Below are 26,343 nucleotides of genomic sequence, written 5' to 3' on the forward strand. Positions count from 1 at the left end.
CGCACACCAGCACGCCCGCACACCGGCACGCCATGGAACGGAACAACGGAACGGGACCCATGACAGCGGAAGTCAGACCGGCGTCGCCACCGCTCACCGAGCGCCAGGAGGCGCGCCGCCGCCGAATCCTCCACGCCAGCGCGCAGCTGGCCGGCCGGGGCGGCTTCGACGCGGTCCAGATGCGCGAGGTCGCCGAGGCGGCGGGGGTCGCCCTGGGCACGCTGTACCGGTACTTCCCGTCCAAGATCCATCTGCTGGTCGCCACCATGCAGGACCAGCTGGACCACCTGCACACGACGCTGCGCAAGCGGCCCCCGGCCGGTGAGGCCGCCTCGGAGCGGGTCGCCGAGACCCTGATGCGCGCCTTCCGCGCCCTCCAGCGCGAGCCGCACCTCGCGGACGCGATGGTGCGGGCACTGACGTTCGCGGACCGCGGCGTGAGCCCGGAGGTGGACACCGTCTCGCGGCAGACGACGGCGATCATCCTGGAGGCGACGGGGCTGGAGCGCCCGACGCCGCAGCAGCTCTCCGCCGTGCGGGTGATCGAGCACACCTGGCACTCGGCACTGATCACCTGGCTGTCCGGACGGGCGTCGATCGCCCAGGTGCGGACCGACATCGAGACGGTGTGCCGCCTGATCGACCTGACGTCCCCGGACACGCCCGGCGCCGCTGCCGGGGCCGGAAGCGAGGCCGGGCACGGAGACGGGGCGGGGTACGGAGACGCGGCCGGGGCCGGGGCGTCCGGCTCGGTCTGACCGGTCGGCGCGGCGGACGGTTACCGCGCGTTCTTGTTCTTCTCCAGGTCTTCCTTGAAGAGCTTCTCGCATTCCGGTCCGTTGTCGGTGGCGACGAACGAGACCGTCAGAAAGCCGCCCTGACCGTGGTGGCTCGCCTTCACCGTCCAGCCGCCCTTGTCCAGCGACGTGATGACCGAGCCCTTGTGGTCGAACTTCTGCGACTCCTTCCAGCCGCTCCTGGCGAGCGCCGCGACCGTGTCGTCGTAGGACTTCTCGGAGTCGGTGACCTTCTCGTCGTCGACCTGCCAGGAGACCATGCAGGGCTTGAGGGCCGGGGGCACGTCCTCGTCGGAGGGCTCCTCGGTGAAGCCCGCAGCCGTGGCCGCGGCCGAGATCTCCTCGGTCACCGCGGCGGCGTCCGGGCCGCCACCGGCCTCGGCCTCCGCACCCGCCCCCACCGGGGCCGTGGCGCCGGACGGGGGCGCGGGGGTCCCCGTCTCCTTGTCGGAACCGCCGCCGCAGCCCGCGACCAGCAGCACCACACCGGCGGCCGCGGCCGCCCTCCCCCAACCTCCCGACTTCGCTCGAGCAGGGGACACCGCAATCGCCTTGCGCACGAATACCCCAATCCGCTGTGCACGCGGGCCCCATGCCCCCGTGATCAGGATCGAGCTTCGCAGAGGAAGGGCCGGCCCGCGCGACGACGGGCTCCGCGTGCCGTCCCTTCGCCGCTCATTCGGCGCTTCGCCGGGCGGGGCGGCCGCCTCCCCGGGGCCCCTCCACCGCCGCCAGGGCCCCTCGTCGGCGTCCGTCCCGGCCCCTCGCCCCGCTCCGCGCATCGCCCGCTCCGGTCGGTCCGCGCCGCCCGGCGGGTCCGCCGCACCCCCCGCGCGGCCCGCCCTGCCCGACCGGGAGATCGCGTCCGGCGAGCCGCTCACCGGGGCGCGCCGGGGCCATACCCGGGCAGCGGCCCCGTGACGTACGTCGCGTGTGAGCCGTCCTGACCCGCCGGTAGAGTGAGCGCGTCGTCATCATGCCCGTACGGGGGGAAGCCGGTGCGAATCCGGCGCTGACCACGCAGCCGTGAGACCGCCGTCCGGCGGTGAGCCGGAATGCCCCGCACGAGCACGTGTTCGGCTCGCGTCATCGGGACCCAGCGCCCGGTGGCCGGCACCGTCGAGGAATACGGGGCCGGAGCCTGGTGCCTTTTCGCGTGCCGGTGCCCGGCCCCCGCAGGAGAGGCCGCCCCAAGCCATGACCACCGTTCGCGTACGCCACGGCGCCGCCGCGCTCGCCGCGGCCGCCGTCCTGCTGTCCGGCGGTTCCCCGGCCGCCCACGCGGCGCCGTCACCGGCCCCCTCCCCCGTCGTCCCGGCCGGTCTGTACGGCACCAAGGACCCGGCCTACGACGGTGTGTGGCGGCAGTCGCTCGCCTTCATGGCCCAGCAGGTGGCGGGCGTCGAACCGAACCGCAAGGCGGTGGACTGGCTGCTGGACCAGCAGTGCGACAGCGGCGGCTTCGCCTCCTACCGCCCCGATCCGGCCAGGACCTGCGACCCGAAGACACCGCTGGACACCAACGCCACCGCCGTCGCCGTCCAGGCCCTGTCCGGCGTCGACAAGCCGGAGGCCGCCGAGCCCGGCACCGACCCGGTCAGCAAGGCCATGGGCGCGGGCGCCGCCTGGCTGAAGGGCGTGCAGAACGAGGACGGCGGCTGGGGCTACAACCCCGGCGCGCCCAGCGACGCCAACTCCACGTCGATCGTCGTCAGCGCCCTCGCCGCGACCGGCCACCGGCCCGGCGACATCCGGTCCAGCGGCGGCAAGACGCCCTACGACACGCTGCTCGGCCTCGCGATCCCCTGCGACGCCAAGGCGGGCGCGGGCGCCTTCGCCTACCAGCCCGACGCGAAGACCGGCGCGCTCGTCGCGAACGACGACGCCACCGCCGCCGCCGTGCTCGCCGGGCTCGGCAAGGACCTCCAGACGCGGGGGGCGAGGCCGGAGCAGAAGCCGACCTGCGCGGCAGGGGACAAACCGAGTGTGGAGCGTGCCGCCCGCAACGGCGCCGCCCATCTGGTCGGCACCCTGGCGGGCACCGGCCACCTCGATCTGCCGCCGATGCCGGGCGCCGCCACCACCGCGCCCCGGCCGGACTTCGGCAACACGGCCGACGCCGTCATCGCCCTCGGCGCGGCCGGGCACATCGACACGGCGACCCGCGCCCTGGAGTGGCTGAAGCGGAACTCCGCGGCCTGGGCCGAGGAGAGCGGCCCCGCCGCCTACGCCCAGCTCGTCCTCGCCGCCCACGCGGTGGGCGCGGACGCCCGCGACTTCGGCGGCGTCGACCTCGTACAGCGGCTCAACGCGACCGGACCGGCGCCGAAGTCGCTGCCCCTGGAGGAGAGGCCGGAGGACAGGACCGAGGAGGAGGACCCGGGCTTCGACGTCTGGCCGGCCGTCGCCATCCTCCTGGTGGCCGGCGCGGGCATCGGCTTCCTGCTCAGCGGCCGCAAGCGGAACCGGCAGCCGTGACGCGCGCACGGTTCCCGGTCCTGCTCCTCACGGTCTGCGCCGTGCTGCTCGGCCTCCCCGGGACGGCCGGGGCGGCCGGCTACCGCTACTGGTCGTTCTGGGAGAGCGGGGGCGGCGGGTGGACGTACGCCACGCTGGGGCCGGCCACCGCCCGGCCCGCCGACGGTGACGTCAACGGTTACCGGTTCGCCGTGAGCGCCGATTCGCAGGACGCCCAACAGCCTCGCCGGGCACCCGATTTCGCCGCGATCTGCGGGGCGACACCCGCGGAGGACGGCACCAAGCGGGTCGCCGTCGTCATCGACTTCGGTACGGTCGCGGACGCGGCCGAGGGCACCGGCCCGCCGCCCGCGCCGCGGACGGCGTGCGCGCGGGTACGGACCGACGCGACCGGCGCGGAGGCCCTCGCGGCGGTGGCGAAGCCGCTGCGGTACGACAGCCAGGCGCTGCTGTGCGCGATCGCCGGCTACCCGAGGACGGGCTGCGGGGAGCGGGTGTCGTCGGCTCCCGGCGGACCGGGCCCGGCCACGTCCCCGGCACCGTCCCCGGCACCTTCGTCCGGGTCCCGCCCCGTCACGGACCCCGAACCGGGGCCGTCCGTCGGGGTGGTCGCCGGAGTGGCCGCCGTCACGGTCCTGGGCGCCGCCGCCGTGTGGCAGGCCCGCCGCCGTCGCCGATGAACCCGCTGAACCCGCGCGCTCCCGAGGCGAACCGCTCCAACGCCGTGCACGCGGGCGCCTGGTGGCTGTGGGCCCTGGGCCTGGCCGCCGCCGCGTCCCGTACGACCAACCCCCTGCTGCTGTGCCTGCTGGTCGGTGTCGCCGGGTACGTGGTGGCGGCCCGCCGCACCGACGCGCCGTGGGCCCGCTCGTACGGGGCGTTCGTGAAGCTGGGCCTGGCGGTCCTGGTGATCCGGCTGGTCTTCTCGGTGTTCCTCGGTTCCCCCATTCCCGGTACGCGCGTGCTGGTCACGCTCCCCGAAGTGCCGCTGCCCGACTGGGCGCGGGGCGTGCGGATCGGGGGCCGGGTGACGGCCGAGCAACTGGTGTTCGCGCTGTACGACGGGGCGAAGCTGGCCACGCTGCTGATCTGCGTGGGCGCCGCCAACGCGCTCGCCAACCCGGCGCGGCTGCTGAAGTCGCTGCCCGGCGCGCTGTACGAGGTCGGGGTCGCGGTGGTCGTCGCGATGACGTTCGCGCCGAACATGGTCGCCGACGTGGCGCGGTTGCGGACCGCCCGGCGGCTGCGGGGACGGCCGACGGGCGGGGTGAAGGCGGTGCTCCAGGTGGGGCTGCCGGTGCTGGAGGGCGCGCTGGAGCGGTCGGTGGCGGTCGCCGCGTCGATGGACGCGCGGGGGTACGGGCGGACGGCGCCGGTGCCGCGCGCGGTACGGCACACCACCACCGTCCTGACGCTGGGCGGGCTGCTGGGCGTGTGCGTCGGCGCCTACGGCCTGCTGACCGCCGCGGGGGGCTCGTACGCGGTGCCGCTCGTCGCGGTGGGGGTGGCCATGGCGCTGGCGGGGCTGCGGCTGGGCGGTCGCCGTTCGGTGCGCACCCGCTACCGGCCCGACCGGTGGGACGCGAGGTCCTGGCTGGTGGCGGCTTCGGGCGTGGTGGTCGCCGTGCTGATGGTCGCCGCCGACGCGGCGGCGCTCCACCCGGGTGTCGTCCCGCTCGCCGCGCCCGAGCTGCCGCTGTGGCCGGCGCTCTCCGTTCTTGTGGGCCTGCTGCCCGCGTTCGTGGCCCCACTGCCGAAGGAGTCCGTGTGATCCGGTTCGAGAACGTGACGGTGACGTACGCCGGCGCCGGGGCGCCCACGCTGGACGGCGTCGACCTCACCGTTCCGGAGGGTGAACTGGTGCTGCTGGTGGGTCCGTCCGGGGTGGGCAAGTCGACCCTGCTGAACGCGGTGTCGGGCCTGGTGCCGCACTTCACGGGCGGCGTCCTGCGCGGCCGGGTCACCGTCGACGGCCGCGACACCCGCACCCACAGGCCGCGTGAGCTGGCGGACGTGGTCGGCACCGTGGGCCAGGACCCGCTCGCGCACTTCGTCACGGACACGGTGGAGGACGAGCTGGCGTACGGCATGGAGTCGCTGGGGCTCGCGCCCGCGGTGATGCGGCGCCGGGTGGAGGAGACGCTGGACCTGCTGGGCCTCGCCGCCCTGCGGGACCGTCCGATCGCCACGCTCTCGGGCGGCCAGCGGCAGCGGGTGGCGATCGGCTCCGTGCTGACCCCGCACCCGAAGGTGCTGGTGCTCGACGAGCCGACGTCGGCGCTCGATCCGGCGGCGGCGGAGGAGGTCCTCGCGGTCCTCCAGCGGCTCGTCCACGACCTGGGCACCACGGTCCTGCTGGCGGAGCACCGCCTGGAGCGGGTGGTGCAGTACGCCGACCGGGTCGCTCTCCTGCCGGCGCCCGGCGCCCCGGTCGTCGTCGGTCCTCCCGCCGATGTCATGGCGGTGTCCCCCGTGCACCCGCCGGTGGTCGCCCTGGGGCGGCTGGCGGGCTGGGACCCGCTGCCGCTGTCGGTCCGTGACGCCCGGCGCCGTGCGGGCGGGCTGCGGGACCGGCTGGCGGGGCTCGCTCCCGCTCCCGCCGCCGTTCCGCCCGCCGCCGCTCCCGCTCCCGCCGCCGCTCCCGCTCCCGCCGCGCCCGCGGGCGGTGGGCCGGCCGCCGTGGGGGGCGCCCGGGTGGCCCCGTCAGGTGTGCGGGCGGTGCTGAGCCGCCTCGTGCGCGGTGCGGCCGCGCCGCCCGAGCGGGGTGCCGGGCCGACGGTGGCCGAGACCCGCGGCCTCTCCGTGCGGCGCGGCAAGGTCGAGGCGCTGCGGGACGTGGGCGTCGGGGTGTGCGCCGGGGAGACCGTGGCGCTCATGGGGCGCAACGGGGCCGGCAAGTCCACCCTGCTCGGGGCGCTGGTCGGGCTGGTCGGACCGGCGTCGGGCAGCGTCCTCGTGGGCGGCCGGGCGCCGCACCGTACGGCGCCGCGTGAGCTGATCCGGCACGTCGGGCTGGTCCCGCAGGAACCGCGCGACCTGCTGTACGCCGACACCGTGGCGGCCGAGTGCGCGGTGGCCGACGCCGACGCGGGCGCCGCGCCCGGGGCCTGCCGGGCGCTGGTGTCGGAGTTGCTGCCCGGTGTGGGGGACGACACCCATCCCCGGGACCTGTCGGAGGGGCAGCGGCTCGCCCTGGCCCTGTCGGTGGTGCTGACCGCACGGCCTCCGCTGCTGCTCCTCGACGAGCCGACCCGGGGGCTGGACTACGCCGCGAAGGGCCGGCTGGTCGGTGTCCTCAGGGGTCTGGCCGCCGACGGGCACGCCATCGTCATGGCGACGCACGACGTGGAGCTGGCGGCCGAGCTGGCGCACCGGGTGGTCGTCCTCGCCGACGGGGAGGTCGTCGCGGACGGGCCGACCCATGAGGTGGTCGTCTCCTCCCCCGCCTTCGCCCCGCAGGTGGCGAAGATCCTGGCGCCGCAGCCGTGGCTGACCGTCCCGCAGGTGGAGGCGGCCCTGTGAGCGCCGTCCGTCCGGTGCGTCTGGGGCCCCGCTCGGTGGCCGCGCTCGTACTGATCAGCGCCATAGGGGTGGTCGCCTTCGGCTGGCCGCTCCTGGCGGACGGTACGTCCGTCCTGGCCGGCCGCTCCCAGGACGCGCCGTGGCTGCTGGCCGTGGTGCTGCCGCTGCTGGTGGCCGTGGTGGTGGCGACGATCGCCGACTGCGGCATGGACGCCAAGGCGGTGGCGATGCTGGGCGTGCTGGCCGCGGTCGGGGCGGCGCTGCGCCCGCTGGGCGCGGGCACGGCGGGCCTGGAGCCGATGTTCTTCCTGATGGTGCTGAGCGGCCGGGTCCTCGGCCCCGGGTTCGGTTTCGTGCTGGGCGCGGTGACGATGTTCGCGTCGGCGCTGCTGACCGGTGGGGTGGGCCCGTGGATGCCGTTCCAGATGCTGTCGATGGGCTGGTTCACCATGGGCGCGGGCCTGTTGCCGGGGCCGGTGGCGCTGCGGGGCCGGGGCGAGCTGCTGATGCTGTCGCTGTACGGGGCGGTGGCGGCGTTCGCGTACGGGACCGTGATGAACCTCCAGGGGTGGGTCACCCTGCAGGGCATGGGCAGCGGGATCTCCTTCCACCCCGGTGACCCGGTGTACGAGAACCTGGTCAGGTTCCTGGCGTACTGCGCGGCGACCTCGCTCGGCTGGGACCTGGGGCGGGCCGTCCTCACCGTGGTCCTGGTGATGACCATTGGATCGACAGTGCTGAGGGCCTTGCGCCGGGCAACCCATAGGGCGGCCTTCGAGGCCCAGGTCACATTCGAAGGCACCGAGAAGGCCTGAAAGCAGCCCGTGAGGGTGAGGCGCCCCACAGGACGTAGGTCACATACGACGGAAGATAGTGGGCTGAAACGGACAGCCGGGGGGCCCGGTGTCCCCCGTGCCGACGTGCACTGATCGCCGCCGGGGCAGGGAGCGACGATGAGCCCGTCTCCGGCCCCGCGTAGTAACGGGGGTCCTTGCCGCGGCCGAACCGCCCTGCTTCTCTGGTGATGTCGCCGGGCGCAGCTCGCATCGCAGCGCCCCTGGCAGCCCCGTTCCCCCGCCCCTGGCGTGGTTCCGGCCTGCCCGTGCGGCTCCCCATGTCCCCGACGTTAGGTCGCTTACGTGTTCCGCTCGTTCGTCAGCCGTTTCTCCGCCCGTCCCAAGTCCGTCGCCGCCGGCGCCGCCGTGCTGCTCGGTGCCACCGGCGCCGTGCTGGGCACCACCGCTCCGGCCTCGGCCGCCTCCGCGCAGGACATCGCGAAGAAGATGGTCCCGGCGGGCCAGTACCAGTGCTTCAGCAAGATCGTGGAGCACGAGTCCGGCTGGAACCCGACCGCCACGAACGCCTCGTCCGGCGCCTACGGCCTGGTGCAGGCCCTGCCGGCCTCGAAGATGTCGTCGGCCGGATCGGACTGGAAGACCAACCCCGCCACGCAGATCGAGTGGGGCCTGGACTACATGAACGACCGCTACGGCAGCCCGTGCGGCGCGTGGAACTTCTGGCAGTCCAACGGCTGGTACTGAGCCGTCCCCGCATGACGACGAAGGCCCCGGTGAGCCCCGCTCACCGGGGCCTTCGCGGACCCTCGCGCCTCCGTGGGCGCCGTGGACGCCCTGGGCACCGTGGACGCCCTGGGCGCCGTGGACGCCCTGGGCGCCGTCGGGGTCCAGGTCGCTGTCGCCCCACGGGCCACCCGCATCCTGAGACCCGGATGTGCCGGCACCGCGCGCCGGTGCCCGGCCGCATCGCCGCCCTCGCTCGGCGCCGGTGAACACGTCCTGGACGTGCGGTTCGGCGGGCGAGGGTGTCGCGTACGTTCGGTCGCATGAGCCAAGAACGCTGGACCGCCGTGGACGACTACCTCACCGACATGCTGGCGCCCGCCGACGAAGCGCTGACCGCAGCGCTCGCCGACAGTGACGCGGCGGGGCTGCCGGCGATCGGCGTGTCGCCGCCCCAGGGCAAGTTCCTGCATCTGCTGGCCCGTGTGCAGGGCGCCCGTACGGTCCTGGAGATCGGCACGCTCGCCGGTTACAGCACCATGTGGCTGGCCCGCGCGCTCCCGCAGGACGGCAGGCTGATCTCGCTGGAGTACGACCCGGACCGCGCGGGCGTCGCCCGCGCGAACCTCGCCCGCGCGGGACTGGCCGAGGTGGCCGAGGTGCGGACGGGCGCGGCCCTGGACACGCTGCCGAAGCTGGCCGAGGAAGACGCCGGCCCGTTCGACCTGGTCTTCATCGACGCCGACAAGCCGAACAACCCCCGGTACGTGGAGTGGGCGCTGCGGCTCACCCGGCCGGGCAGCCTGATCGTCGTCGACAACGTGGTGCGCGGCGGCGCGATCACCGACGAGTCCTCGACGGACCCGGCGGTGATCGCCACGCGTGAGCTGTACGACCTCGTCGCGCGGGACCCGCGACTGGACGCGACGGCGCTCCAGACGGTCGGCGGCAAGGGTTACGACGGGATGCTGCTGGCCCGAGTGGCGGCCTGACCGGCCGCCGTCACACCCGCAACAGGCGCTCGGCCATGGCACGGTACGCCTGCAGCGTGACACGCAGCCGCTCCGTGTCCGGCTCCTCGCCGTCCGCGCGCCCTTCCTCGTCCCAGTCGGCGCGCAGGGCGCGGCGGTGGTCGGCCAGGGCGGCAGTGAGCTCGTCGGCGGCCGCGTCCAGCACCGCCGCGGCCTCCTTCACGGACTGGTGCGGGCTGTCGACGAACCCGGTGAGCGCCTGCTGCATGCGCCGGGCGAGGTCCTCACGGGCCCCGTCCGGCACCAGCGGCGCGGAGACCCCGGCCACGTCGCCCGTCCCGGTCGCGGCCCCGCGAGCACCGGACCCGGACTCGGACCCGGTGGCCCCGGTCCCGGGCCCGGCGGACCCACCGTTCCCGGTGCGGTCTCCGGCGGTGTGAGCGGTGACCGGCGTGCCCGGCACGCCGGATGCGCCGGGCACGCCGGGTGCGTGCGGTTCGTGCGTGGCGGCTGTTCCGGCCTGTGCGCCGGGTTCCCGCGCGGTGCCCGGCCTGCCGGGAGCCCCGTCTCCGGTCGCGGCGCCGGTGCCGGGGGGCGCGCCGGGGGCCGTACCCCGGTCGCCGGGGGCGGGCGCCCCGGTCGGGGCGCCGAGCCCGTGGCCGGTGCCCGGGCCGGTGGCCGGCGCGGATGCCCCCGGCCTCGCGGCGGCTTCGTTCAGCGGGGCGACCCGGTACGACGTACCGGGCGTGGCGCCCGGACCGGCACCGGGTGTGGTGCCGGTCTTCGCCCCGTACGGGTCGGCGTTCGGGTCACCGTTGTCGTGCTGCGGGGCCGGCGTCTGCGGGGCCATCAGGCACCACTTCCCTTCGGCCACGGCGCGTGGAGCCGGTTGCCGCGGTCGGCCCGGCGGCGCGGGGCGTGGCGGGCGTGGTCCTCGGCGTGCTCGGTGACGAGCTCCTCGAAGAGCCGCCGCGCGTCGACCATCGCGGCACGCAGTTCCTCGGTGCCAGCGGTCTGGTCGCGGCCGTCCATGTGGGCGGTGCGGTGCACTCGGCGGTAGCCGTCGACGTGGTCGGCGTGGTGCACGGACAGAGCGGCGACCTGCTCCTCGTAGGCGGAGGCCGCCGGGAAACCGCGGTCCTCGGCCAGCTTGCCCAGCAGCCGGTCCGCCTCGGAGACGGCCTGGCGCGGCGCGTCGACGAACTGCTCCTGAAGGCCGGCCCAGAGGGCCACGTACTGTTCGCGGGCCTCAGGGGACAGCGGACGCGGCCGCAGGTCGCCGTGGAGCCGGACGCGTTCGGCGAGTTCTCGTTCCGCGGCCTTGGTGTCGCCGTCGTGCCGGGCGACGGTCCGCTCGTACTCGGGGCCGAAACGCCGCTTCAATCCGCGCCCGCGCCGGCCGGCTCCCCTGCCGGGTCCGGCATACAGGACCGCGGCGACCACGGCGGCGAAGACGACGACCAGGGCGACGACGATCAGGACAGTGGACATGACTGTCTTCCCTCGATCCAGGGGTCGGGCTCTCTTCGTGTCTGTTCGACGCCCGTGTTGCCGCAAACACGTTGGCCAAACGACGGGCCCTTCGGATAGAGACGCCCCATGAGCACCGAATGGACCGTCCTCCCCGAGCGTTACGACACACCCGACGCCACCGCCCTCCGGGTCGACTACTACTACGACGTGGCGAGCCGCTACTACCGGCGGCCCATCAGGGCGGAGGAGATCGACGAGGGAATCCTCAACGACCGGCTGGAGCGGCTCTCCCCGCCCACCGGCGAGTTCGTGGTCGGACACAAGGGCGGGAAGCCAGCCGCCTGCGGCGGGGTGCTGATGCTCGACGGCGAACGGGCCGAACTCACCCGGGTCTTCGTCCGGCACGCCTTCCGCGGCACCGGCGGCGCCGCCCTCCTGATGGACGCCCTGGAGACGGCCGCCGTCGGGCTGGGCGCCCGGCACATGGTGCTCAACACCCGCCTGGACCTGGTGGAGGCGCGCGCCCTGTACGTCCGCAGTGGGTACCGCGAGATCCCGGCGTACTGCGAGGGCCCGTACATGGAGATCTGGTACGGCAAGGAGCTGCGGACCGACGACCGGGCCACCGACGGGACCGCCCGCTAGAGCGAGTGGTTCCGGCGCACCTCCACGGAACGCGGCCGTTCCTGCTGGGAGCCGCACAGCTCGGCCGTCAGCTCCTCGACCAACTGCACCAGGTCGGTCGGACGTTCCGGCCCCCACCAGTCGCCGAGCAGTTCCGCGAGCGACTCCTCCCGGGCGTGCGCGAGTCGCACGGCCACCTCCACGCCCTGATCGGTCAGCATCAGCTGGACGCCCTCGCGGCGCACCAGACGCCGTTCCTCCAGCTGCCGGGCCGCCTGGGTGATGAACCTCAGCGGTACGGGCGTGGTGTCGGCGAGCCGCCCGGGCTCCACCGTGCCGTGGCGGCGGACCCGCAGCAGCAGCCAGCTGGCGGCGGGGAGCAGGTCGAGCCCGGCGCGGGCGGTGATCCTCTCGTAGACCTCCTTGCGCCCCTCGCGGGACCCGAGCACCGACAGCGCGCGGGCGCACTCGTCGTACGAGGAGCGTTCGACGGGGTTGGAGGCGACGGTCTGGCTGGGGTCGGGGGCGGTGACCGCGCCGCGCAGCCGGTCCTCCTTCAGGAGCAGGGCGATGAGGAAGGCGAGGGCGACGACCGGCGCGGCGTACAGGAAGACGTCCGTGATGGAGGTCGCGTACGCCTCCAGTACGGCAGGCCGCAGTCCGGGCGGCAGAGCGGCGATGGCGCGGGGGTCGGCGGCGAGTTGCTCGGCCCCGGCTCCCGGCGGCGGCTCCCGGCCGGCGAGGGCCTCGCCCAGTTTGCCGGTGAGCCGGTTGGTGAAGACGGTGCCGAAGACGGCCACGCCGAAGGACGCGCCGATGGAGCGGAAGAAGGTGGCGCCGGACGTGGCGACGCCGAGGTCCTCGTACGGGACGGCGTTCTGCACCACCAGCACCAGGACCTGCATGACGAGGCCGAGTCCCGCGCCGAAGACGAAGAAGTACAGGCTCATCTCCCAGTCGGAGCTGGACACCTTCATCCGGTGCAGGAGGAGCAGACCGACGGCGGTGACGGCGGTGCCGACGACGGGGAACACCTTCCAGCGGCCGGTGCGGCTGACGATCTGGCCGGAGCCGGTGGAGGTGATCAGCATGCCGAGCACCATCGGCAGCATGTGCACCCCGGACATGGTCGGGGTGACTCCCCTGACGACCTGGAGGAACGTCGGCAGGTAGGTCATCGCGCCGAACATCGCGAAGCCGATGACGAAGCTGATGACCGACACGAGGGTGAAGGTGCGGACCCGGAACAGCTTCAGCGGCAGTACGGGCTCGGCGGCCCGCCGTTCGGCGTACACGAACCAGACGAGCAGCACGGCGCCGAGGGCGGCGAGGCCGATGATCTGCGCCGAGCCCCAGGCCCAGGTGGTGCCGCCGAGGGACGCCACGAGGACGAGGCAGGTGGCGACGGCGGCGATGAGGAAGGTGCCCAGGTAGTCGATGGTGTGGCGGGTGGCGCGCACGGGGATGTGGAGCACCGCGGCGATGACGAAGAGCGCGACGACGCCGATGGGCAGGTTGATGTAGAACACCCAGCGCCAGGAGAGGTGCTCGGTGAACAGCCCGCCCAGGAGCGGCCCGAGGATGCTGGTGGCGCCGAAGACGGCGCCGAACAGGCCCTGGTACTTGCCGCGCTCGCGCGGGGAGACGAGGTCGCCGACGATCGCCATGGACAGCACCATCAGGCCGCCGCCGCCGAGGCCCTGGACGGCGCGGAAGGCGATGAGTTGCGGCATGTTCTGCGCGATGCCGCACAGCGCGGAGCCGATGAGGAAGATGACGATGGCGGTCTGGAAGAGCTTCTTGCGGCCGTACTGGTCGCCGAGCTTCCCCCACAGGGGCGTGCCGGCGGTCGAGGCGAGCATGTAGGCGGTGACGACCCAGGACAGGTGGTCCATGCCGCCCAGTTCGCTGACGATCGTCGGCAGGGCGGTGGAAACGATGGTCTGGTCGAGTGCCGCCAGGAGCATGCCGAGCAGCAGGGCGCCGATGGCGACCAGGACGGTACGCCGGTTCTGTCCCTGTCCGGGGGCGGGGCCGGTGGCCGGGGTGGTCGCTTCCTGCGCCATGGTTTCTCCCTCGTCATCTCGCGCGCCGTCATCGCGCGGGCGGGCGGCGGGTCGGACGCGTACCCCTCGTTTCCACATCCCATCCTGGGCGCTTCGTCCTGATACGGCCCGCCGAGCGGGCAGGAGGGAACGGAGTGTGGTCCTCCGGGGGGCCCGGGGGGCTGCATAATCGCTCGCAGTTCAAGGGGAGGGGCCCACATTGACGGGACAGGTCTGTCCTGAGTGCGACGGCGACTGCGGATGCGCCTCCACGGAGGAGACGCTGGGGATACGTCCGTACGTGAACCTGCACGACGCGGAGGCCGGCTGGGGGCCGGAGCCGGCCGTCTCCGCCGTGCCGACGCACACCGCGCCGCCGTCCACCCCGCCGCCGCACGCCGCGCCGCCACCGCCGTCCACGATGCCGCCGCCGCACGCCGCGCCGCCACCGCCGTCCACGATGCCGCTCTACGTACCGCTGGAGCCGGAGCTGGTGCCGCTGGAGACGGTGGGGCCGCCGCACGGCGCACGGGCCGGCACCCGGGCGCAGCTCCGGGCGGCGGCGCGGTCCCGGAGCCGTGCGCGCCGGCCGTACGCCGTCGTGGGCGCCATGGCGGCGGTCGTCGCCGTCGTGGGCGTGGCGGGCTTCGCGGGCGGGATGTTCGGCGGGGACGGCGAGGTGGACCGGGTGCTGCCCGACCTGGCGCCGAGCACGCCGGGCTGGCCGAGCGGGGAGCCGGAAGGCCCTCAGCGGGCGTCCGGGCCGGCGTCGCCGTCCCAGTCGGGGACCCCGTCGGTCCCGGCGTCGGCCTCCGTGTCCGCCTCGACCTCGCCGTCGGCCGCTCCGTCCGCCTCGGTGACCGTTTCCGCGTCCCTGGCCGTCGCCGTGCCGGGTACGGCGACGGTGACGGCGTCGACGCCCTCGGCCCCCTCGAAGGGCCCGTCGGTGGGGCCGTCGCCCTCGCCCGGCGTGAGCCGGGTGCCGAGCCCGGAGCCGTCCCCCGAGGAGCAGGCCACGCTGCGGCGCGGCGACCGGGGCCCGGAGGTCACGGAGCTCCAGCACAGGCTGCGGCAGGCCGGCCTGTACGACGGGCCGATGCACGGGCGCTACAACCAGGACGTGGAGTGGGGCGTGGGCCAGTACCAGGAGGCCCGCGACCTCTGGCGCGACGGCTGGGGCGTGTACGGGCCGGAGACCCGCCAGTGGCTGGAGTCCGAGACGTCGGGCCGCTGACCACACGGCCTCCGGGCCCTCGGGCCCGGCGGGGTCGGGCGGTCACCCGGCGACGCCGGACCAAGACACGGGGCACGGGGCCGCTCCCGGCCCCACCCGCCCCGAACCCCCGGCCCCGGCCCCGGCCGCGCGAACCCCCGCACCGCACCGCACCGCGCCCGACCACCGCCCTGCGTCCGCGTCCCGCGCGCGCACCCGCATCCCGCCGCCCCCACCGGCCGCGCACTCCCCCGTCGACCACCCCACCGGTCACCGCCCTTCCGCCGCCTCAGCGGCACCGCCCGTCCGCCCCCGGCGCAAGGCCGCCGCCCGCCCCGGGGAGGGACTGGCGCTTGAGGGATCCATTTTGTATCGTGGAGGAACAAAGTGGTCCCGCCCGTATACCCTGACCGGCGGGCGGGCCACTTCGTACCCCCACCTCCCTCTCCCCGTGGAGATTCGCCGATGCCGGCCGCCCCCACCGTCCTGACCGCCCGGGCCCTCCTGCTCGACATGGACGGCACGCTCGTGAACTCCGACGCCGTGGTGGAGCGCTGCTGGCGCCGCTGGGCGATACGGCACGGGCTCGACCCGGCGGAGGCCCTCAAGGTGGTCCATGGCCGCCAGGGGTACGCCACCATGGCCGTCCTCCTCCCGGACCGCCCCATGGAGGAGAACCACGCCGACAACCGCGTGATGCTCGCCGAGGAGACCGCCGACCTGGACGGCGTCGTACCGATCGACGGGGCACCCGCCTTCCTGGCCGCCATCGCCGCACTGCCCCACGCCCTGGTCACCTCGGCCGACGAACCGCTCACCCGGGCCCGCATGGGGGCGGCCGGGCTGCGCGTGCCGGAGGTGCGCGTGACCGCCGAGCGGGTGGGCGCCAGCAAGCCCGACCCGGAAGGGTTCCTGAAGGGCGCGGCCGAGCTGGGCTTCGACCCGGCGGAGTGCGTGGTGTTCGAGGACTCCGAGGCCGGTGTCCGGGCCGGGCGCGCCGCGGGCATGCGGGTGGTGGGCGTCGGACCGCGCGCGGGCGCGTTCGACCCCGACGTACACGTACCGGACCTGACGCACGTGCGCGTGGAGGCGGACGGCGCCGGTGGCGCGATCCACCTCCACATCACCGCCTAGGCGTCACGCCGCCAGCGCCTCGTAGAGGCTGAAGCCCGCCAGCGCCAGCATCAGGCAGGCGGCGATCCTGGTGATCAGCCGCAGCGGCACGTACTTCATGAGCGTCCGGCCGCCCAGGATGCCGATACCGGCGACCGCCCACAGTGCGAGCACGGCGCCGAGGCCCACGGAGAGCGGGTTGTCGTAGCGGGCGGCGAGGTTCGCGGTCATGATCTGTGTCAGGTCGCCGAACTCCGCGACCAGGATCAGCATGAAACCCGCCCCGGAGACCTTCCAGAAGGACTGGTCGGCCGGGGCCTTGATGTTCTCCTCGTCCTCGTCGCCCTTCTTCAGCAGCAGGAGGGCCGCGCCCGCCAGGAACAGCACGCCGACCAGCGCCTGGAGCAGCCGCTGCGGAAGGAGGGTCAGGACGCTGCCCGCGGCCACCGCGAGCGCGACGTGGACGGCGAAGGCGGCGGCGACACCGGCGAAGACGTAGGACGCGCGGTACCGGGTGCCCAGCATGAGGCCGGCGAGAGCGGTCTTGTCGGGAAGCTCGGCGAGGAAGACGACGCCGAAGGTGATCGCCATGATCGTGAGGCTGAGCACGGGATTGGATTCCTCGATCGGTCGGGTCCCGCCGTACCGAGAGGAGGCGTTCGGGGGTCGCTCGCTCCGGCACGGCGGCACCATGGATGGGGGCATGGCACTGCTGTTGCCGAAGGTCTCGCTGGCGCGCCGTACGGCGTGCCTCCGGGCGCCGGCCGGGCGCGAGGCCCAGCAGTATGTCGACGTTCCGGCGAAGAGCTACTCCCCTTCTGCTCCGTCCAGGGTACGTGATCGGCGTGGCCGCCCCTCGCGCCGGTGCAGCCTGCCCCGCGCGACCAGCTCCAGCACCGCCGCGACCGCCACGCCCTGCACGGCCATCAGCCCCACCAGCACGAACAGCTGCACCGCCCCGGCCTCCAGCGGCGACGCCCCGCCCAGCAGCATCCCGACGAACGCGCCCGGCAGCGTGACCAGCCCCACCGTCCTGGTCTGGTCGAGGCCCGGCAGCAGGGCGTCCGCCGCCGCCTCCCTGGCCACCTCCAGCCGTGCGTCGCGCTCCGGCAGCCCGAGCGCGAGCCCCGCCTCCACCTCGCCGTGCCGGGTGCCGAGCTCGTCCAGGGCGCGCCGCCCGCCGAGCACCGTCGCGGTGAGCGCCCCGCCGATGAGGATGCCGGTCACGGGGACCAGCGCGATGCCCTTCGGCGGGACGAGCCCGGTCAGCAGCAGCGCGCCGACGACGGGGACGACCCCGGCGGCGATGGGCACGGCCGCCCACCACCAGGTGCCGTTGGCCGTGACACGGCGCCCGGCGGTGCGGACGGCGACGGCATACATGAGCAGCAGGAAGGCGAGCAGCAGCGGCACGGAGCGGACGACCCACCCGATGACCAGTGACACGGCGGCGAGTTGCGCGGCCGCCCGCACTCCGGCGGTGACGATCTCGCGCGGGGGCCGGAGGTGGGCGAGCGCCGCGACGGTGGCGGCGACGGCGAGCAGGACGGCGAGAACAGCCGCGAACGTGACATTGACGGGCAGCAGCACACGTCAACCCTAAAGCCGGGCAAGGCAGGTGCCGGGACGTCAGAAACCGGGCACAACCCTTGATGTGACGTGCACATGTCGTCACTCTGTAACCCGGCGCATCCCCCGGGGCAACCTGGCGCCGCCACGATGGCCGAGCAGCCCGACCGGGCAGCGGCCACCGCCCCCACATCACAAGGGAGTTACCCATGTCCGGTGTCTACGCGCGTCGAATAGCCGTCCTCGCCGCATCCGCCGCCCTCACCGCCACCGGCGTCCTGGCCACCGCCCCCGCCGCCCAGGCCGCCCCGCCCACCCCCGTCAGCGCCGCCACCGCCCGCACGTACCTGGGCCAGCTCCCGGTGAGGGCGGAAGGTTCCTCCAGCGGCTACAGCCGTGACCTGTTCCCGCACTGGATCACCCAGTCGGGCAGTTGCAACACCCGCGAAGTGGTCCTCAAGCGCGACGGCGTCAACGTCGTCCAGGACTCCGGCTGCGCGGCGGTCAGCGGGAGTTGGTACTCCCCGTACGACGGCGCCACCTGGTACGCGGCGTCGGACGTCGACATCGACCACGTCGTCGCCCTCTCCGAGGCCTGGCGCTCCGGCGCCAGCGGCTGGAGCACCTCGCAGCGCCAGGCCTTCGCCAACGACCTCTCCCGCCCGCAGCTCATCGCGGTCACCGACAACGTGAACCAGGCCAAGGGCGACCTCGACCCCGCCGAGTGGATGCCGTCACGCACCGCGTACCGCTGCACGTACGCCCGGATGTGGGTGCACGTGAAGCACCACTGGAACCTGAGCGTGGACTCCGCCGAGAAGGGCGCCCTGCAGTCCGTGCTCAACGGCTGCTGAGCCGCCCGCCAGGTTCCTTCCCCCTCCGCCGCCCCGTACCGTACGGAAGTAACGGGCGGGTCGGCGGAGGCGGCGTCCACGGAGTCGAAGGAGGAGGCCGGGCATGACAGCCGGACTGCGGTTGGGACCACTCCTGCGGCATGTCGACTGGGACCGGGGCGACCGGGCGACCGTCTGGGTCGAGGCCGACCGGCCCTGCACGGCCGAGGTGCGGTGCGAGGACGGCGCCGGAGGGCGCACCCGGACCTTCCAGGTCGCCGGACACCACTACGCGCTGGTCCCCGTCACCGGCCTGACCCCCGGCTCCACCACCCCGTACGAGGTCCTGCTCGACGGCCACCCGGTGTGGCCCCCGACCGCTCCCGGCCGCCGCCGCTACCCGGCCAGCACCATCAGCACGCCCCGGCCGGGCGCCGACGAGGTGCGCGTCTCGTTCGGGTCCTGCCGCTGGGCGGCGCCTCCCGCGGGCGGACACGACCCGGTCGGCCCGGACGCCCTCGACACCCTGGCCACCCGCCTGGCGGAAGACCCCGGCGCCGAACGTCCCGACGTGCTGCTCCTCCTGGGCGACCAGGTGTACGCGGACGAGACGTCGAAGGACACCCGCCGCTGGCTGGCTACGCGCCGGGACCTCCGCGAGGCACCGGGGGCGCAGGTCGCGGACTACGAGGAGTACACCCACCTCTACTACGAGTCCTGGCTCGATCCGGGCGTGCGCTGGCTGCTGTCCACCGTCCCCAGCTGCATGATCTTCGACGACCACGACGTGATCGACGACTGGAACACCAGCGCCTCCTGGGTGGCCGACATGCGCCGGGAAGGCTGGTGGCGCGAACGGATCCTCAGCGGGCTGATGTCGTACTGGGTCCACCAGCACCTGGGCAACCTCTCCCCCGACGAACTGGACGCCGACCCCCTGTACGCGGCGGTCCGCGACGCCCCGGACGGGACGGAGGTGCTGCGCCGGTTCGCCGCCGACGCGGACGCCGACCCGGCGAGGGTGCGGTGGAGCTACCGGCGCGACTTCGGCCGTACGCGGCTGGTGATGGTCGACAGCAGGGCGGGGCGCGTGCTGGAGGAGCAGAAACGGGCGATGCACGACGAGGACGAGGCGCGCTGGCTCGCCGACCAGCTGCTGGCCGACCGGAAGGACTGCGACCACCTGCTCGTGGGCGCGTCACTGCCTTGGCTGCTGGCGCCGATGATGCACGACGCGGAGACCTGGAACGCCGCGCTCTGCCGCGGTGAGCGGGGCAACCGGTGGGCGCGGCTGTCGGAGCGGGTACGCCGGGCGGCCGATCTGGAACACTGGGCCGCCTTCCCGGACTCCTTCGAGCGGTTGACCCGCCTGCTCGCCGAGGCCGGCAGCGGGCCGGACGCCCCGGCGACGGTGTGCGTCCTGTCGGGTGATGTGCACCACGCGTACGTCGCCGAGCCCGAGTGGCCGAAGAGCGCGGCCCCGGCGTCCGCCCGGATCGTCCAGCTGACCTGCTCGCCCGTCCACAACCGGATCCCGGCGGCGCTGCGCGTCGCGTTCCGGCTGAGCTGGAGCCGCGCGGGGCGGTGGATCGGGCACGCCCTGCGGCGGCACGGCCGGACGGGGCCGCCCGTCGTGGACTGGCGCCGCACGGGCGGGCCGTGGTTCGGGAACCACCTGATGACGCTGACGCTGCGCGGGCGGACGGCGGCGTTGCGCCTGGAGCAGGCCGCGGCCGGGAGCCGCGACCCCGGCGACGCCGCGCTGCGGACGGTGCACGAGCGGAGCCTGGCGAAGGGCCGGTGACGGACGGCGGCCTGATCGGAGGCCGGGGCCGAGGCCGGTCGGCCCGGCCGGATCGGGACCGGGATGGAGGGCCGGATCGGGCCTGGCCGGATCGAGGCCTGATCGGATCGGGGCATGGCCGGATCGGGGCCGGATGGTGGGCCGGTTCGGGGCCGGGCCCGGTTCAGGGGCCGGATCAGGGCCTGACCGGATCAGGGCCTGGCCGGTTCAGGGGGCCGGATCCGGGGTCGGATCAGGGCCTGACCGGATCAGGGCCGGTTCAGGGGCCGGATCGGGGCCCCCGGTGCGGCCTTCGGGGCCCCCGGTAGGGCCTTCGGTGGGGCTCCACCGCCGACGGGCGGGGTGGGCGGGCCTCACGCCCGGGCTGTGAATGTCCGGTGAACGTCCGGTTCAGGCTTCCCACAATCCCGCCCATAGCGGATGGTGATCCTCCGGACAGGGGTTCGGTGAGGGGCGCGGCAACGGCATGATGACTTGCGCCTGCCGCCCGCGGGCAACGCCACACCGCCCCCTGCTCCGGGAGTCCGAGTCTTGTCGTCCGAAGTTCCCCACGCCATAGCCCTCGTCGGGGCGGGCCCGCGCGGCACGTCCGTACTCGAACGGCTCTGCGCCTCCGTCCCGGAGCTCGCCGCGGGAACGCCGCTGACCGTCCATGTCGTCGACCCGGCCCCGCCGGGCGCCGGCCGCGTCTGGCGCACCGACCAGCCGGCCGAGCTGCTGATGAACACGGTGGCGTGCCAGGTGACGGTCTTCACCGACGAGAGCGTGAGCTGCGAGGGCCCGATACGCCGGGGGCCGAGCCTGTACGAGTGGGCCGCCTCCCGCTCCTACCGGCTCGGCCCCGACGACTACCCCACCCGCGCCTGTTACGGCGCCTACCTGGAGTGGGCGTTCGCCCGGGCGGTGGCCGAGGCACCGCCCGAGGTGACCGTGCGGGTGCACGGGGCGCGGGCCGTACGCCTGGAGGGCACCGGTCCGCACACGCTGGTCCTGGACGACGGCACGGTCCTCGGCGGACTGGGCGCGGTCGTCCTGGCCCAGGGCCACCTCCCGGCCGTCCGTGATCCGTCATCGGGCCACCTGGGGGCCTACGCGGCACGCCACGGACTGCTCCACTTCCCGCCCGCCAACCCGGCGGACCTCGACCTGACGCCGATCGCCCCCGGCGAGCCGGTGCTGCTGCGGGGCCTGGGGCTGAACTTCTTCGACCACATGGCGTTGCTGACCGAGGGCCGCGGCGGGGAGTTCACGCGTGACGGCAAGGGCCGGTACGTCTACCGCCCCTCGGGCCGGGAGCCCAGGCTGTACGCCGGTTCGCGGCGCGGAGTCCCGTACCAGGCGCGCGGGGACAACGAGAAGGGCGCGTCCGCGCGGCACGAGCCGCTGGTGCTGACGCCGGACGTGATCGAGAGGTTCCGCAAGCGGGCGGAGGCGGGTGACCCGCCGGACTTCCTGGACGAGATATGGCCCCTGGTGGCCCAGGAGGTCGAGACGACGTACTACGAGGTGCTGCTGAAGCGCCCACGGGGCTTCCGCGCCCGTTTCCTGGCCGCCCCGGACGCCGCCCTCGACGCGTACGCCGTGCCGCCGCGCGACCGGTGGTCCTGGGAGCGGATCTCGCGCCCGTACGCGGGCGAGACCTTCCGGTCACCGGCGGACTTCCGCGGCTGGCTGCTGGCGCACCTGCGCCGGGACGCGGCCGACGCGGCGCTCGGCAACGTGGCCGGTCCGGTGAAGGCCGCGCTGGACGTGCTGCGCGACATCCGTAACGAGCTGCGGCTGATCGTCGACCACGCGGGCCTGCCGGGCGCCTCGCGCAGGGACCACCTGGACCGCTGGTACACACCGCTGAACGCCTTCCTGTCGATCGGCCCGCCGCGCCGCCGCATCGAGGAGATGACCGCCCTGATCGAGGCGGGGGTGCTGGACGTGATCGGCCCCCGTACGAGCATCCGCCCGGACAACGGCCGGTTCGTCGCGGAATCACCCGATGTGCCGGGTTCCGCCGCGACGGCGACCACGCTGATCGAGGCCCGGCTGCCGGAGCCGGACTTGAGGCGCACTGGTGACGCGCTCCTCGCCGGAATGCTGGAGTCCGGTCAGTGCCGCACGCACGTGGTGGACGGTTACGACACCGGCGGCCTGGACGTCACGCCGTCCCCGTACCGGCTCATACACCGTCACGGACGCGCCCACCAGGCGGTTTTCGCCCTCGGTGTGCCGACGGAGGGGGTGCACTGGGTGACGGCGGCGGGCGCCCGGCCCGGCGTCGACTCGGTGACCCTCGCGGACACGGACGCGGTGGCTCGAGCGGCGCTCCGCGCGTGCTCCGGCACGGAAGCGGAACGACCGAATGTTGAACTTGCAAGTATTGATTAGGACTCCCTAACCTGGGGGCTCGTCGGTTCCGTCCCAACCGAAGGGCCTCCCATGTCCCCCATCACCGCACGCCTCGATCAGGCACGCCCCTATGTGATCGGCCTGTTCCGCATAGTCGTCGGCCTGCTGTTCCTGTGCCATGGCGCCGCCTCGCTCTTCGGCGTCCTCGGCGGCGCGGGCGGGACGGGCGGCACCGTCCCGACCGGCAGCTGGCCCGGCTGGTACGCGGCCGTCATCGAGCTCGTCGGCGGCGCCCTGGTGCTCGTGGGCCTGGGCACCCGTGCCGCCGCGTTCATCTCCTCGGGCGCGATGGCGTACGCGTACTTCAAGGTCCACCAGCCGATGAACCTGTTCCCGCTGCAGAACGGCGGGGAGCTGGCGGCCATGTACTGCTGGTCGCTGCTCCTGCTGGTCTTCACAGGCCCGGGCGCGCTGTCGCTGGACAGTCTCTTCTCCTCCTCGCGGGCGGACGGCCGCAAGCGCGAACCGGTCACCGCGTAGCCCACCGCGCGTTCCTCCGCACCCCGTTCGAGCCCGGGCACGTCCCGTCTCCGGGCCCGGGCCGGGCCACCGGCCTCACGCAGGCCTCACGCCCGCCTCACACAGTCGCCCCCGGCCCCGCCCGGGTGACCGCGCGGCCCGCCCTTCGGCGTACGCTTTCGGCCTGTCCAACCGCCGCCCACTCCGGGGGACCGGCTTCACGGGACCGGGGAGTGAAGGTGCTCGAAAGCGTGGCCGCCGGCCCGTGGATCTACGCGGCCGTCGCGGTCTCCGTCCTGCTGGACGTGTTCCTGCCGGTGCTGCCGAGCGGCGTCCTGGTCATCACCGCCGCGACGGTCGCGGCCACGGGGAGCGGGTCCCTGCTCGCGCTGACACTCTGCGCGGCCACCGCCTCCTTGCTGGGTGACCTCGTCGCGTACCGCCTCGCCTGGCGCGGGCGGTCCCGCCTGCACCGGCTGGTCGCCCGCTCGCGCCGGCTGACCACCGCGCAGGAACGTCTCGGCGCGGCCCTGGCACGCGGCGGAGGCGTCCTCGTCGTCATCGCGCGGTTCGCCCCGGCCGGGCGCTCGGTGGTCTCGCTGGGCGCGGGCGCGGCCCGCCGCAGGGCCGGCCAGTTCCTCCCCTGGTCCGCCCTGGCGGGCGTGGCGTGGGCCTCGTACAGCGTTGCCCTGGGCTACTTCGGCGGCCGGTGGCTGGGCGCCACCTGGACCGGCGTGGCCGTCTCCGTCGTCGCCCTGTTCCTCGCGGGCGCCCTCGCGGCCTACCTCATACGCCGCTCCCCGGCCCCCTCACGCGGCGAGGTCCCGGCCCCCGCACGGGCCGCCGCCGTACCGCCCCCGGCAGTCGCCACGGCGCCGCCACGGACGGCCGTCCCGCCCCGGCCGACGCCACCGCCGCACCAGGTGCCGGCCCCGGCTCCGTGACGGACTCGGTGACCGGCCCCGGGCCGCCCGTCCCTCCAACCGTCACCGTCCCCGCCGCCCCCACCGGCTCCACGACCGGCCTCCACGGGAACCGCCTCCGAGTCCCTCCACCCCGTCACGGAACCCGTCGCCGACTTCGGACCGCCCCTCGGTCGGCCCGCCCCCTCACTGAAACCGTCACCGGGTACGGGTCCGGTCCCGCCCCAGCCCCGTCCGGCCCCGCCCGGCGCCGTTTCCTCCACGGTCGCCGGCTTCGCCGCCGGTACCCGCGCCGACGCGGCACCCGCCCGGCGTCAGCCCGCAGTGCGGCCGCAGCCCAGCCCCGGCACGACGCGTCGAGCGCCCCGCTCCGCGGCCGCGCGGTCCGTGACCCGCGCCCGGACACCGACGGCCTCCTAGTGCCGCCCCGCGCGTGCGGCGCCGCCCCGCACCTCGAGCCCGTCGAGCAGCCGCCGGGTCGCTTCGGCGATCTCCTCCACGGCCCGCTCGAAGACCTCCCGGTTGTGCGCGGCGGGCGCGCGGAAGCCGGACACCTTGCGTACGTACTGCAGAGCTGCGGCGTGGATGTCCTCCTCGGTGGCCTCGGTCGGGAGCACGGGCGGGCGAAGGGTCTTGATGCTGCGGCACATGCCCCCAGTGTGCGCCCGCCCGTCCCCCGCGGTCACCGCTTCGGTCGCTTGCGCGCCCTCTCCCGCGCCCTCTCCCGCTCCCGCTCCCTGTCGATCGTGTAGGTCGCCCAGTCCCCGCGGTGCAGGTTGCACCGTGAGGCCCCCACCATGGCGAGTCGCCGGCAGCACCCACCGTGCTTGGTGCGCGCGCCGCATGCGGACTGTGTACGAGCCATGTCGCCTCCCTGGTCTCCGCCGGTGTTCCCCCAGGGCAGAGTCCCGCTCAGGGGAACCCCACGGGCAGGGCGCACGGCGGTCCCACGAACGTGCGCTCCGTCGCACGCGCGGTCCGGTGTCCGCTGCGCGACGCATGGACCGCACCTAAACTGGCGATGGAGGTACACACCATGTCGAAGCGAGGAAACAAGCGCCGCGCCCGCAAGAAGAAGGGCGCCAACCACGGCAAGCGGCCCAACACCTGACCGGTCCTCCGACGCGGGCGACACCCGCCGCTCCGACACCGCCGCGCGTGTCGGAGCGGCGCGTGCGCGGCGTGCCGCGGCAGTACAGCGCCGGGCGACCGGGGCCGTACTGCCGTATCAGCGCGGGGCGAGCCGCAGGGGCGGTCCCGGTGTCAGGACCCGGCGGGCGCCTGCCCGGCGCGCTCCACCGCGTCCACCGCGTTGAGCGCCACGCCCCACGGGAAGCCGCCCGGCAGCTCCCCGCCCGGCGGGTCCGCCAGGTGGGTCCCCTCGCCGAGCAGCACCTGCGCCCCGGTCGCGCGGAGCGTCGCCACCGACGTACCGAAGGCCGGATGCTGCCCATGGGCCTCGTTCACGCACGGCATGACCACTGCGGGTACGCCTTTGCCGACGCCCTGGGTCGCCACGCTCACGACGAACTTCGCCGTCAGCCCCAGTGCCCATTCGTTCATGGCGGTGAAGGTCGCCGGAGCGAACAGGACGACGTCCGCCGCGGGCCACGGGTCCGGCTGCCCGGGCAGGTCGTACTCGAACCGCACCGGATGCCCCGTCAGCGCCGCCAGACCGTCGAGACCATGCTCCAGCCACCGGGCGGCGGTCGGCGTCAGACCGAGGCACATGTCCCAGCCCCTGCGCTGAGCGTCCTCGATCACACTGGCGACGTCGAACACGGGCGGCGCGGCTGAGCAGAACAGATACAGGGTCCTCGTCATGATCCCATCCGATCACACCCAACACACCCCCTCCGCCAGGGGCTTGGCCGACGAGGCACCCCCGCGCCGGCCCACCCCGGCACCGGACACGATCGCACCGGTCTGCCACGCCAACTCCGCCGCGCGGGCAGCAGCATTCCTTCCCGTCCGCGTCACCGACCCGGCCGAGCTCGCCCAACTGGACAACCTGACTGCCGAGGAAGGCGCGGTAGTAGTGCCGCGTGAGCTCCTCGCCAACTTCGGCCCGAAGGAGCCCACGCACGCGACGCGGCCCGTGTTCACGGTCACGTGCGCGTGCACCTGCCACACGGAGTCGCCGTGGCAACAGCGATGAGCGGCACGCGGTTCTGTCTGCACTGCGACGAGCCGATCATGAGCGAGGCGGAGCGCGTTGAGGCACCCATCTGCGACAGCGGCGCCCGGCCGGACGCCTGGCGGCACCCCTGGTGCGGGCCGGCGCAGGCGCCGCACGTCCGCCGCTCCCCATACACCCGATGACTCCGCCCGTTGCTGCGGTACGCCGACGACGCAGCAGTGGGCGGGCAGACGCTCCGGCCGGCCCCAGCCCGTCGGCGGTTAACCGGAGCTGGAGCCCCTGCCCTGCCCGTGGCCCTGGAAGTGTCCGGCACCTTGTCGTCCGGGCGGGCCAGTCGTCCCCATGTGGCGTCTCGGGGGGCGGGGGCTCACCAGGTTCGCGTACAGACACGCAGCCGACCATCTGGTCACCGATACCCCGCCGTCGTTCGCGAACCCGGTCGGGTTCGGTGGAGCGCGG

The 26,343-nt window shown here is 74.5% G+C and carries 25 protein-coding genes, 1 pseudogene and 1 riboswitch; of the genes and pseudogenes, 18 read left to right on the plus strand and 8 right to left on the minus strand.

The annotated features are described in order from the left end of the window. Nucleotides 1-59: 59 nt before the first annotated feature. Nucleotides 60-758: a TetR family transcriptional regulator gene (locus ABD347_RS01180; protein WP_344355317.1), complete on the plus strand. Its 699-nt coding sequence runs from the start codon at nt 60-62 to the stop codon at nt 756-758. A 20-nt stretch (nt 759-778) separates the two neighbouring features. On the opposite strand, the gene ABD347_RS01185 is transcribed toward ABD347_RS01180, so the two are convergent. Next, on the minus strand, nt 779-1,339 hold the full coding sequence (locus ABD347_RS01185) for a hypothetical protein (protein ID WP_344355319.1): 561 nt from the start codon (nt 1,337-1,339) through the stop codon (nt 779-781). A 418-nt stretch (nt 1,340-1,757) separates the two neighbouring features. Next, a riboswitch (cobalamin riboswitch) is annotated at nt 1,758-1,878 on the plus strand. A 116-nt stretch (nt 1,879-1,994) separates the two neighbouring features. On the opposite strand from ABD347_RS01185, the gene ABD347_RS01190 reads away from it, so the two are divergent. The 7 genes from ABD347_RS01190 to ABD347_RS01220 all read left to right on the plus strand — a co-directional run bounded on the left by ABD347_RS01190 (nt 1,995) and on the right by ABD347_RS01220 (nt 9,309). Beyond that, a complete protein-coding gene (locus ABD347_RS01190; protein ID WP_344355322.1) occupies nt 1,995-3,275 on the plus strand; it encodes an SCO2321 family membrane protein in 1,281 nt (426 codons plus the stop codon). Then, nucleotides 3,272-3,955: an SCO2322 family protein gene (locus tag ABD347_RS01195; RefSeq protein WP_344355325.1), complete on the plus strand. Its 684-nt coding sequence runs from the start codon at nt 3,272-3,274 to the stop codon at nt 3,953-3,955. Before ABD347_RS01190 ends, ABD347_RS01195 begins: the two co-directional genes overlap by 4 nt. Beyond that, a complete protein-coding gene (locus ABD347_RS01200) occupies nt 3,952-5,046 on the plus strand; it encodes an energy-coupling factor transporter transmembrane protein EcfT (RefSeq protein WP_344355327.1) in 1,095 nt (364 codons plus the stop codon). Before ABD347_RS01195 ends, ABD347_RS01200 begins: the two co-directional genes overlap by 4 nt. Then, nucleotides 5,043-6,797 (plus strand): ABC transporter ATP-binding protein, encoded by a 1,755-nt coding sequence (locus ABD347_RS01205; protein WP_344355329.1) that lies wholly within the window; start codon nt 5,043-5,045, stop codon nt 6,795-6,797. Before ABD347_RS01200 ends, ABD347_RS01205 begins: the two co-directional genes overlap by 4 nt. Next, on the plus strand, nt 6,761-7,612 hold the full coding sequence (locus tag ABD347_RS01210; RefSeq protein ID WP_425575547.1) for an ECF transporter S component: 852 nt from the start codon (nt 6,761-6,763) through the stop codon (nt 7,610-7,612). Before ABD347_RS01205 ends, ABD347_RS01210 begins: the two co-directional genes overlap by 37 nt. A 324-nt stretch (nt 7,613-7,936) precedes the next feature. After that, nucleotides 7,937-8,338, plus strand: coding sequence for an aggregation-promoting factor C-terminal-like domain-containing protein (locus ABD347_RS01215; protein ID WP_344355331.1), 402 nt, complete (start codon nt 7,937-7,939; stop codon nt 8,336-8,338). Between the two features lie 302 nt (nt 8,339-8,640). Continuing rightward, nucleotides 8,641-9,309, plus strand: coding sequence for an O-methyltransferase (locus ABD347_RS01220; protein WP_344355332.1), 669 nt, complete (start codon nt 8,641-8,643; stop codon nt 9,307-9,309). Nucleotides 9,310-9,319: 10 nt separating this feature from the next. Here ABD347_RS01220 and ABD347_RS01225 read toward each other — a convergent pair whose 3' ends face one another. Then, a complete protein-coding gene (locus ABD347_RS01225; RefSeq protein ID WP_344355334.1) occupies nt 9,320-10,138 on the minus strand; it encodes a hypothetical protein in 819 nt (272 codons plus the stop codon). Further along, nucleotides 10,138-10,779, minus strand: coding sequence for a hypothetical protein (locus ABD347_RS01230; RefSeq protein WP_344355335.1), 642 nt, complete (start codon nt 10,777-10,779; stop codon nt 10,138-10,140). The genes ABD347_RS01225 and ABD347_RS01230 overlap by 1 nt, the downstream gene beginning before the upstream one ends. A 108-nt stretch (nt 10,780-10,887) precedes the next feature. Here ABD347_RS01230 and ABD347_RS01235 point away from each other — a divergent pair, with 108 nt between their 5' ends. Further along, entirely contained in the window at nt 10,888-11,406 is a 519-nt protein-coding gene (locus ABD347_RS01235; protein WP_344355336.1) for a GNAT family N-acetyltransferase, read from the plus strand. On the opposite strand, the gene ABD347_RS01240 is transcribed toward ABD347_RS01235, so the two are convergent. Beyond that, entirely contained in the window at nt 11,403-13,451 is a 2,049-nt protein-coding gene (locus ABD347_RS01240; RefSeq protein ID WP_344355338.1) for an MFS transporter, read from the minus strand. The genes ABD347_RS01235 and ABD347_RS01240 overlap by 4 nt on opposite strands. Nucleotides 13,452-13,731: 280 nt before the next feature. On the opposite strand from ABD347_RS01240, the gene ABD347_RS01245 reads away from it, so the two are divergent. Together ABD347_RS01245 and ABD347_RS01250 are read left to right on the plus strand one after the other, a co-directional pair. Further along, nucleotides 13,732-14,664, plus strand: a complete 933-nt coding sequence (locus ABD347_RS01245; protein WP_344355340.1) for a peptidoglycan-binding domain-containing protein — start codon at nt 13,732-13,734, stop codon at nt 14,662-14,664. Between the two features lie 444 nt (nt 14,665-15,108). Then, the gene (locus ABD347_RS01250; protein WP_344355342.1) at nt 15,109-15,777 is read left to right on the plus strand and encodes an HAD-IA family hydrolase; all 669 of its coding nucleotides are present in this window, start codon (nt 15,109-15,111) and stop codon (nt 15,775-15,777) included. A 3-nt stretch (nt 15,778-15,780) separates the two neighbouring features. Here the strand turns inward: ABD347_RS01250 and ABD347_RS01255 are convergent, their stop codons facing one another. Together ABD347_RS01255 and ABD347_RS01260 are read right to left on the minus strand one after the other, a co-directional pair. Further along, a complete protein-coding gene (locus ABD347_RS01255; RefSeq protein ID WP_344355345.1) occupies nt 15,781-16,365 on the minus strand; it encodes a TMEM165/GDT1 family protein in 585 nt (194 codons plus the stop codon). Between the two features lie 198 nt (nt 16,366-16,563). Then, nucleotides 16,564-17,346 carry an ABC transporter permease gene (locus ABD347_RS01260; protein ID WP_344355348.1) on the minus strand — a complete coding sequence of 261 codons (783 nt, stop codon included), beginning with the start codon at nt 17,344-17,346 and terminating at the stop codon, nt 16,564-16,566. Nucleotides 17,347-17,534: 188 nt separating this feature from the next. On the opposite strand from ABD347_RS01260, the gene ABD347_RS01265 reads away from it, so the two are divergent. The 5 genes and pseudogenes from ABD347_RS01265 to ABD347_RS01285 form a co-directional block, all read left to right on the plus strand. Beyond that, complete coding sequence (locus ABD347_RS01265) at nt 17,535-18,179, plus strand: HNH endonuclease family protein (protein ID WP_344355350.1); 645 nt, start codon at nt 17,535-17,537, stop codon at nt 18,177-18,179. A gap of 103 nt (nt 18,180-18,282) precedes the next feature. After that, nucleotides 18,283-19,962: an alkaline phosphatase D family protein gene (locus tag ABD347_RS01270; RefSeq protein ID WP_344355352.1), complete on the plus strand. Its 1,680-nt coding sequence runs from the start codon at nt 18,283-18,285 to the stop codon at nt 19,960-19,962. Nucleotides 19,963-20,493: 531 nt separating this feature from the next. Further along, nucleotides 20,494-22,341, plus strand: a complete 1,848-nt coding sequence (locus tag ABD347_RS01275; protein WP_344355353.1) for an FAD/NAD(P)-binding protein — start codon at nt 20,494-20,496, stop codon at nt 22,339-22,341. Between the two features lie 60 nt (nt 22,342-22,401). Further along, nucleotides 22,402-22,842, plus strand: a complete 441-nt coding sequence (locus tag ABD347_RS01280; RefSeq protein ID WP_344356328.1) for a DoxX family protein — start codon at nt 22,402-22,404, stop codon at nt 22,840-22,842. Nucleotides 22,843-23,060: 218 nt separating this feature from the next. Then, a pseudogene (locus ABD347_RS01285) lies at nt 23,061-23,651 on the plus strand (DedA family protein); the annotation flags it as partial. Nucleotides 23,652-24,160: 509 nt separating this feature from the next. On the opposite strand, the gene ABD347_RS01290 reads toward ABD347_RS01285, so the two are convergent. Further along, nucleotides 24,161-24,394 carry a DUF2277 domain-containing protein gene (locus ABD347_RS01290; protein WP_344355356.1) on the minus strand — a complete coding sequence of 78 codons (234 nt, stop codon included), beginning with the start codon at nt 24,392-24,394 and terminating at the stop codon, nt 24,161-24,163. 386 nt (nt 24,395-24,780) lie between these two features. Here ABD347_RS01290 and ABD347_RS30590 point away from each other — a divergent pair, with 386 nt between their 5' ends. Beyond that, entirely contained in the window at nt 24,781-24,855 is a 75-nt protein-coding gene (locus ABD347_RS30590) for a 50S ribosomal protein bL37 (RefSeq protein ID WP_372460710.1), read from the plus strand. A 152-nt stretch (nt 24,856-25,007) separates the two neighbouring features. Here the strand turns inward: ABD347_RS30590 and ABD347_RS01295 are convergent, their stop codons facing one another. Continuing rightward, nucleotides 25,008-25,568 (minus strand): flavoprotein, encoded by a 561-nt coding sequence (locus tag ABD347_RS01295; protein ID WP_344355358.1) that lies wholly within the window; start codon nt 25,566-25,568, stop codon nt 25,008-25,010. On the opposite strand from ABD347_RS01295, the gene ABD347_RS01300 reads away from it, so the two are divergent. Continuing rightward, nucleotides 25,567-25,902 carry a hypothetical protein gene (locus tag ABD347_RS01300; protein ID WP_344356393.1) on the plus strand — a complete coding sequence of 112 codons (336 nt, stop codon included), beginning with the start codon at nt 25,567-25,569 and terminating at the stop codon, nt 25,900-25,902. The two genes, ABD347_RS01295 and ABD347_RS01300, sit on opposite strands and share 2 nt — an antisense overlap. Nucleotides 25,903-26,343 lie beyond the last annotated feature (441 nt).

Source organism: Streptomyces gobitricini (assembly GCF_039532985.1).
In the GTDB taxonomy this organism is placed as follows: domain Bacteria; phylum Actinomycetota; class Actinomycetes; order Streptomycetales; family Streptomycetaceae; genus Streptomyces; species Streptomyces gobitricini.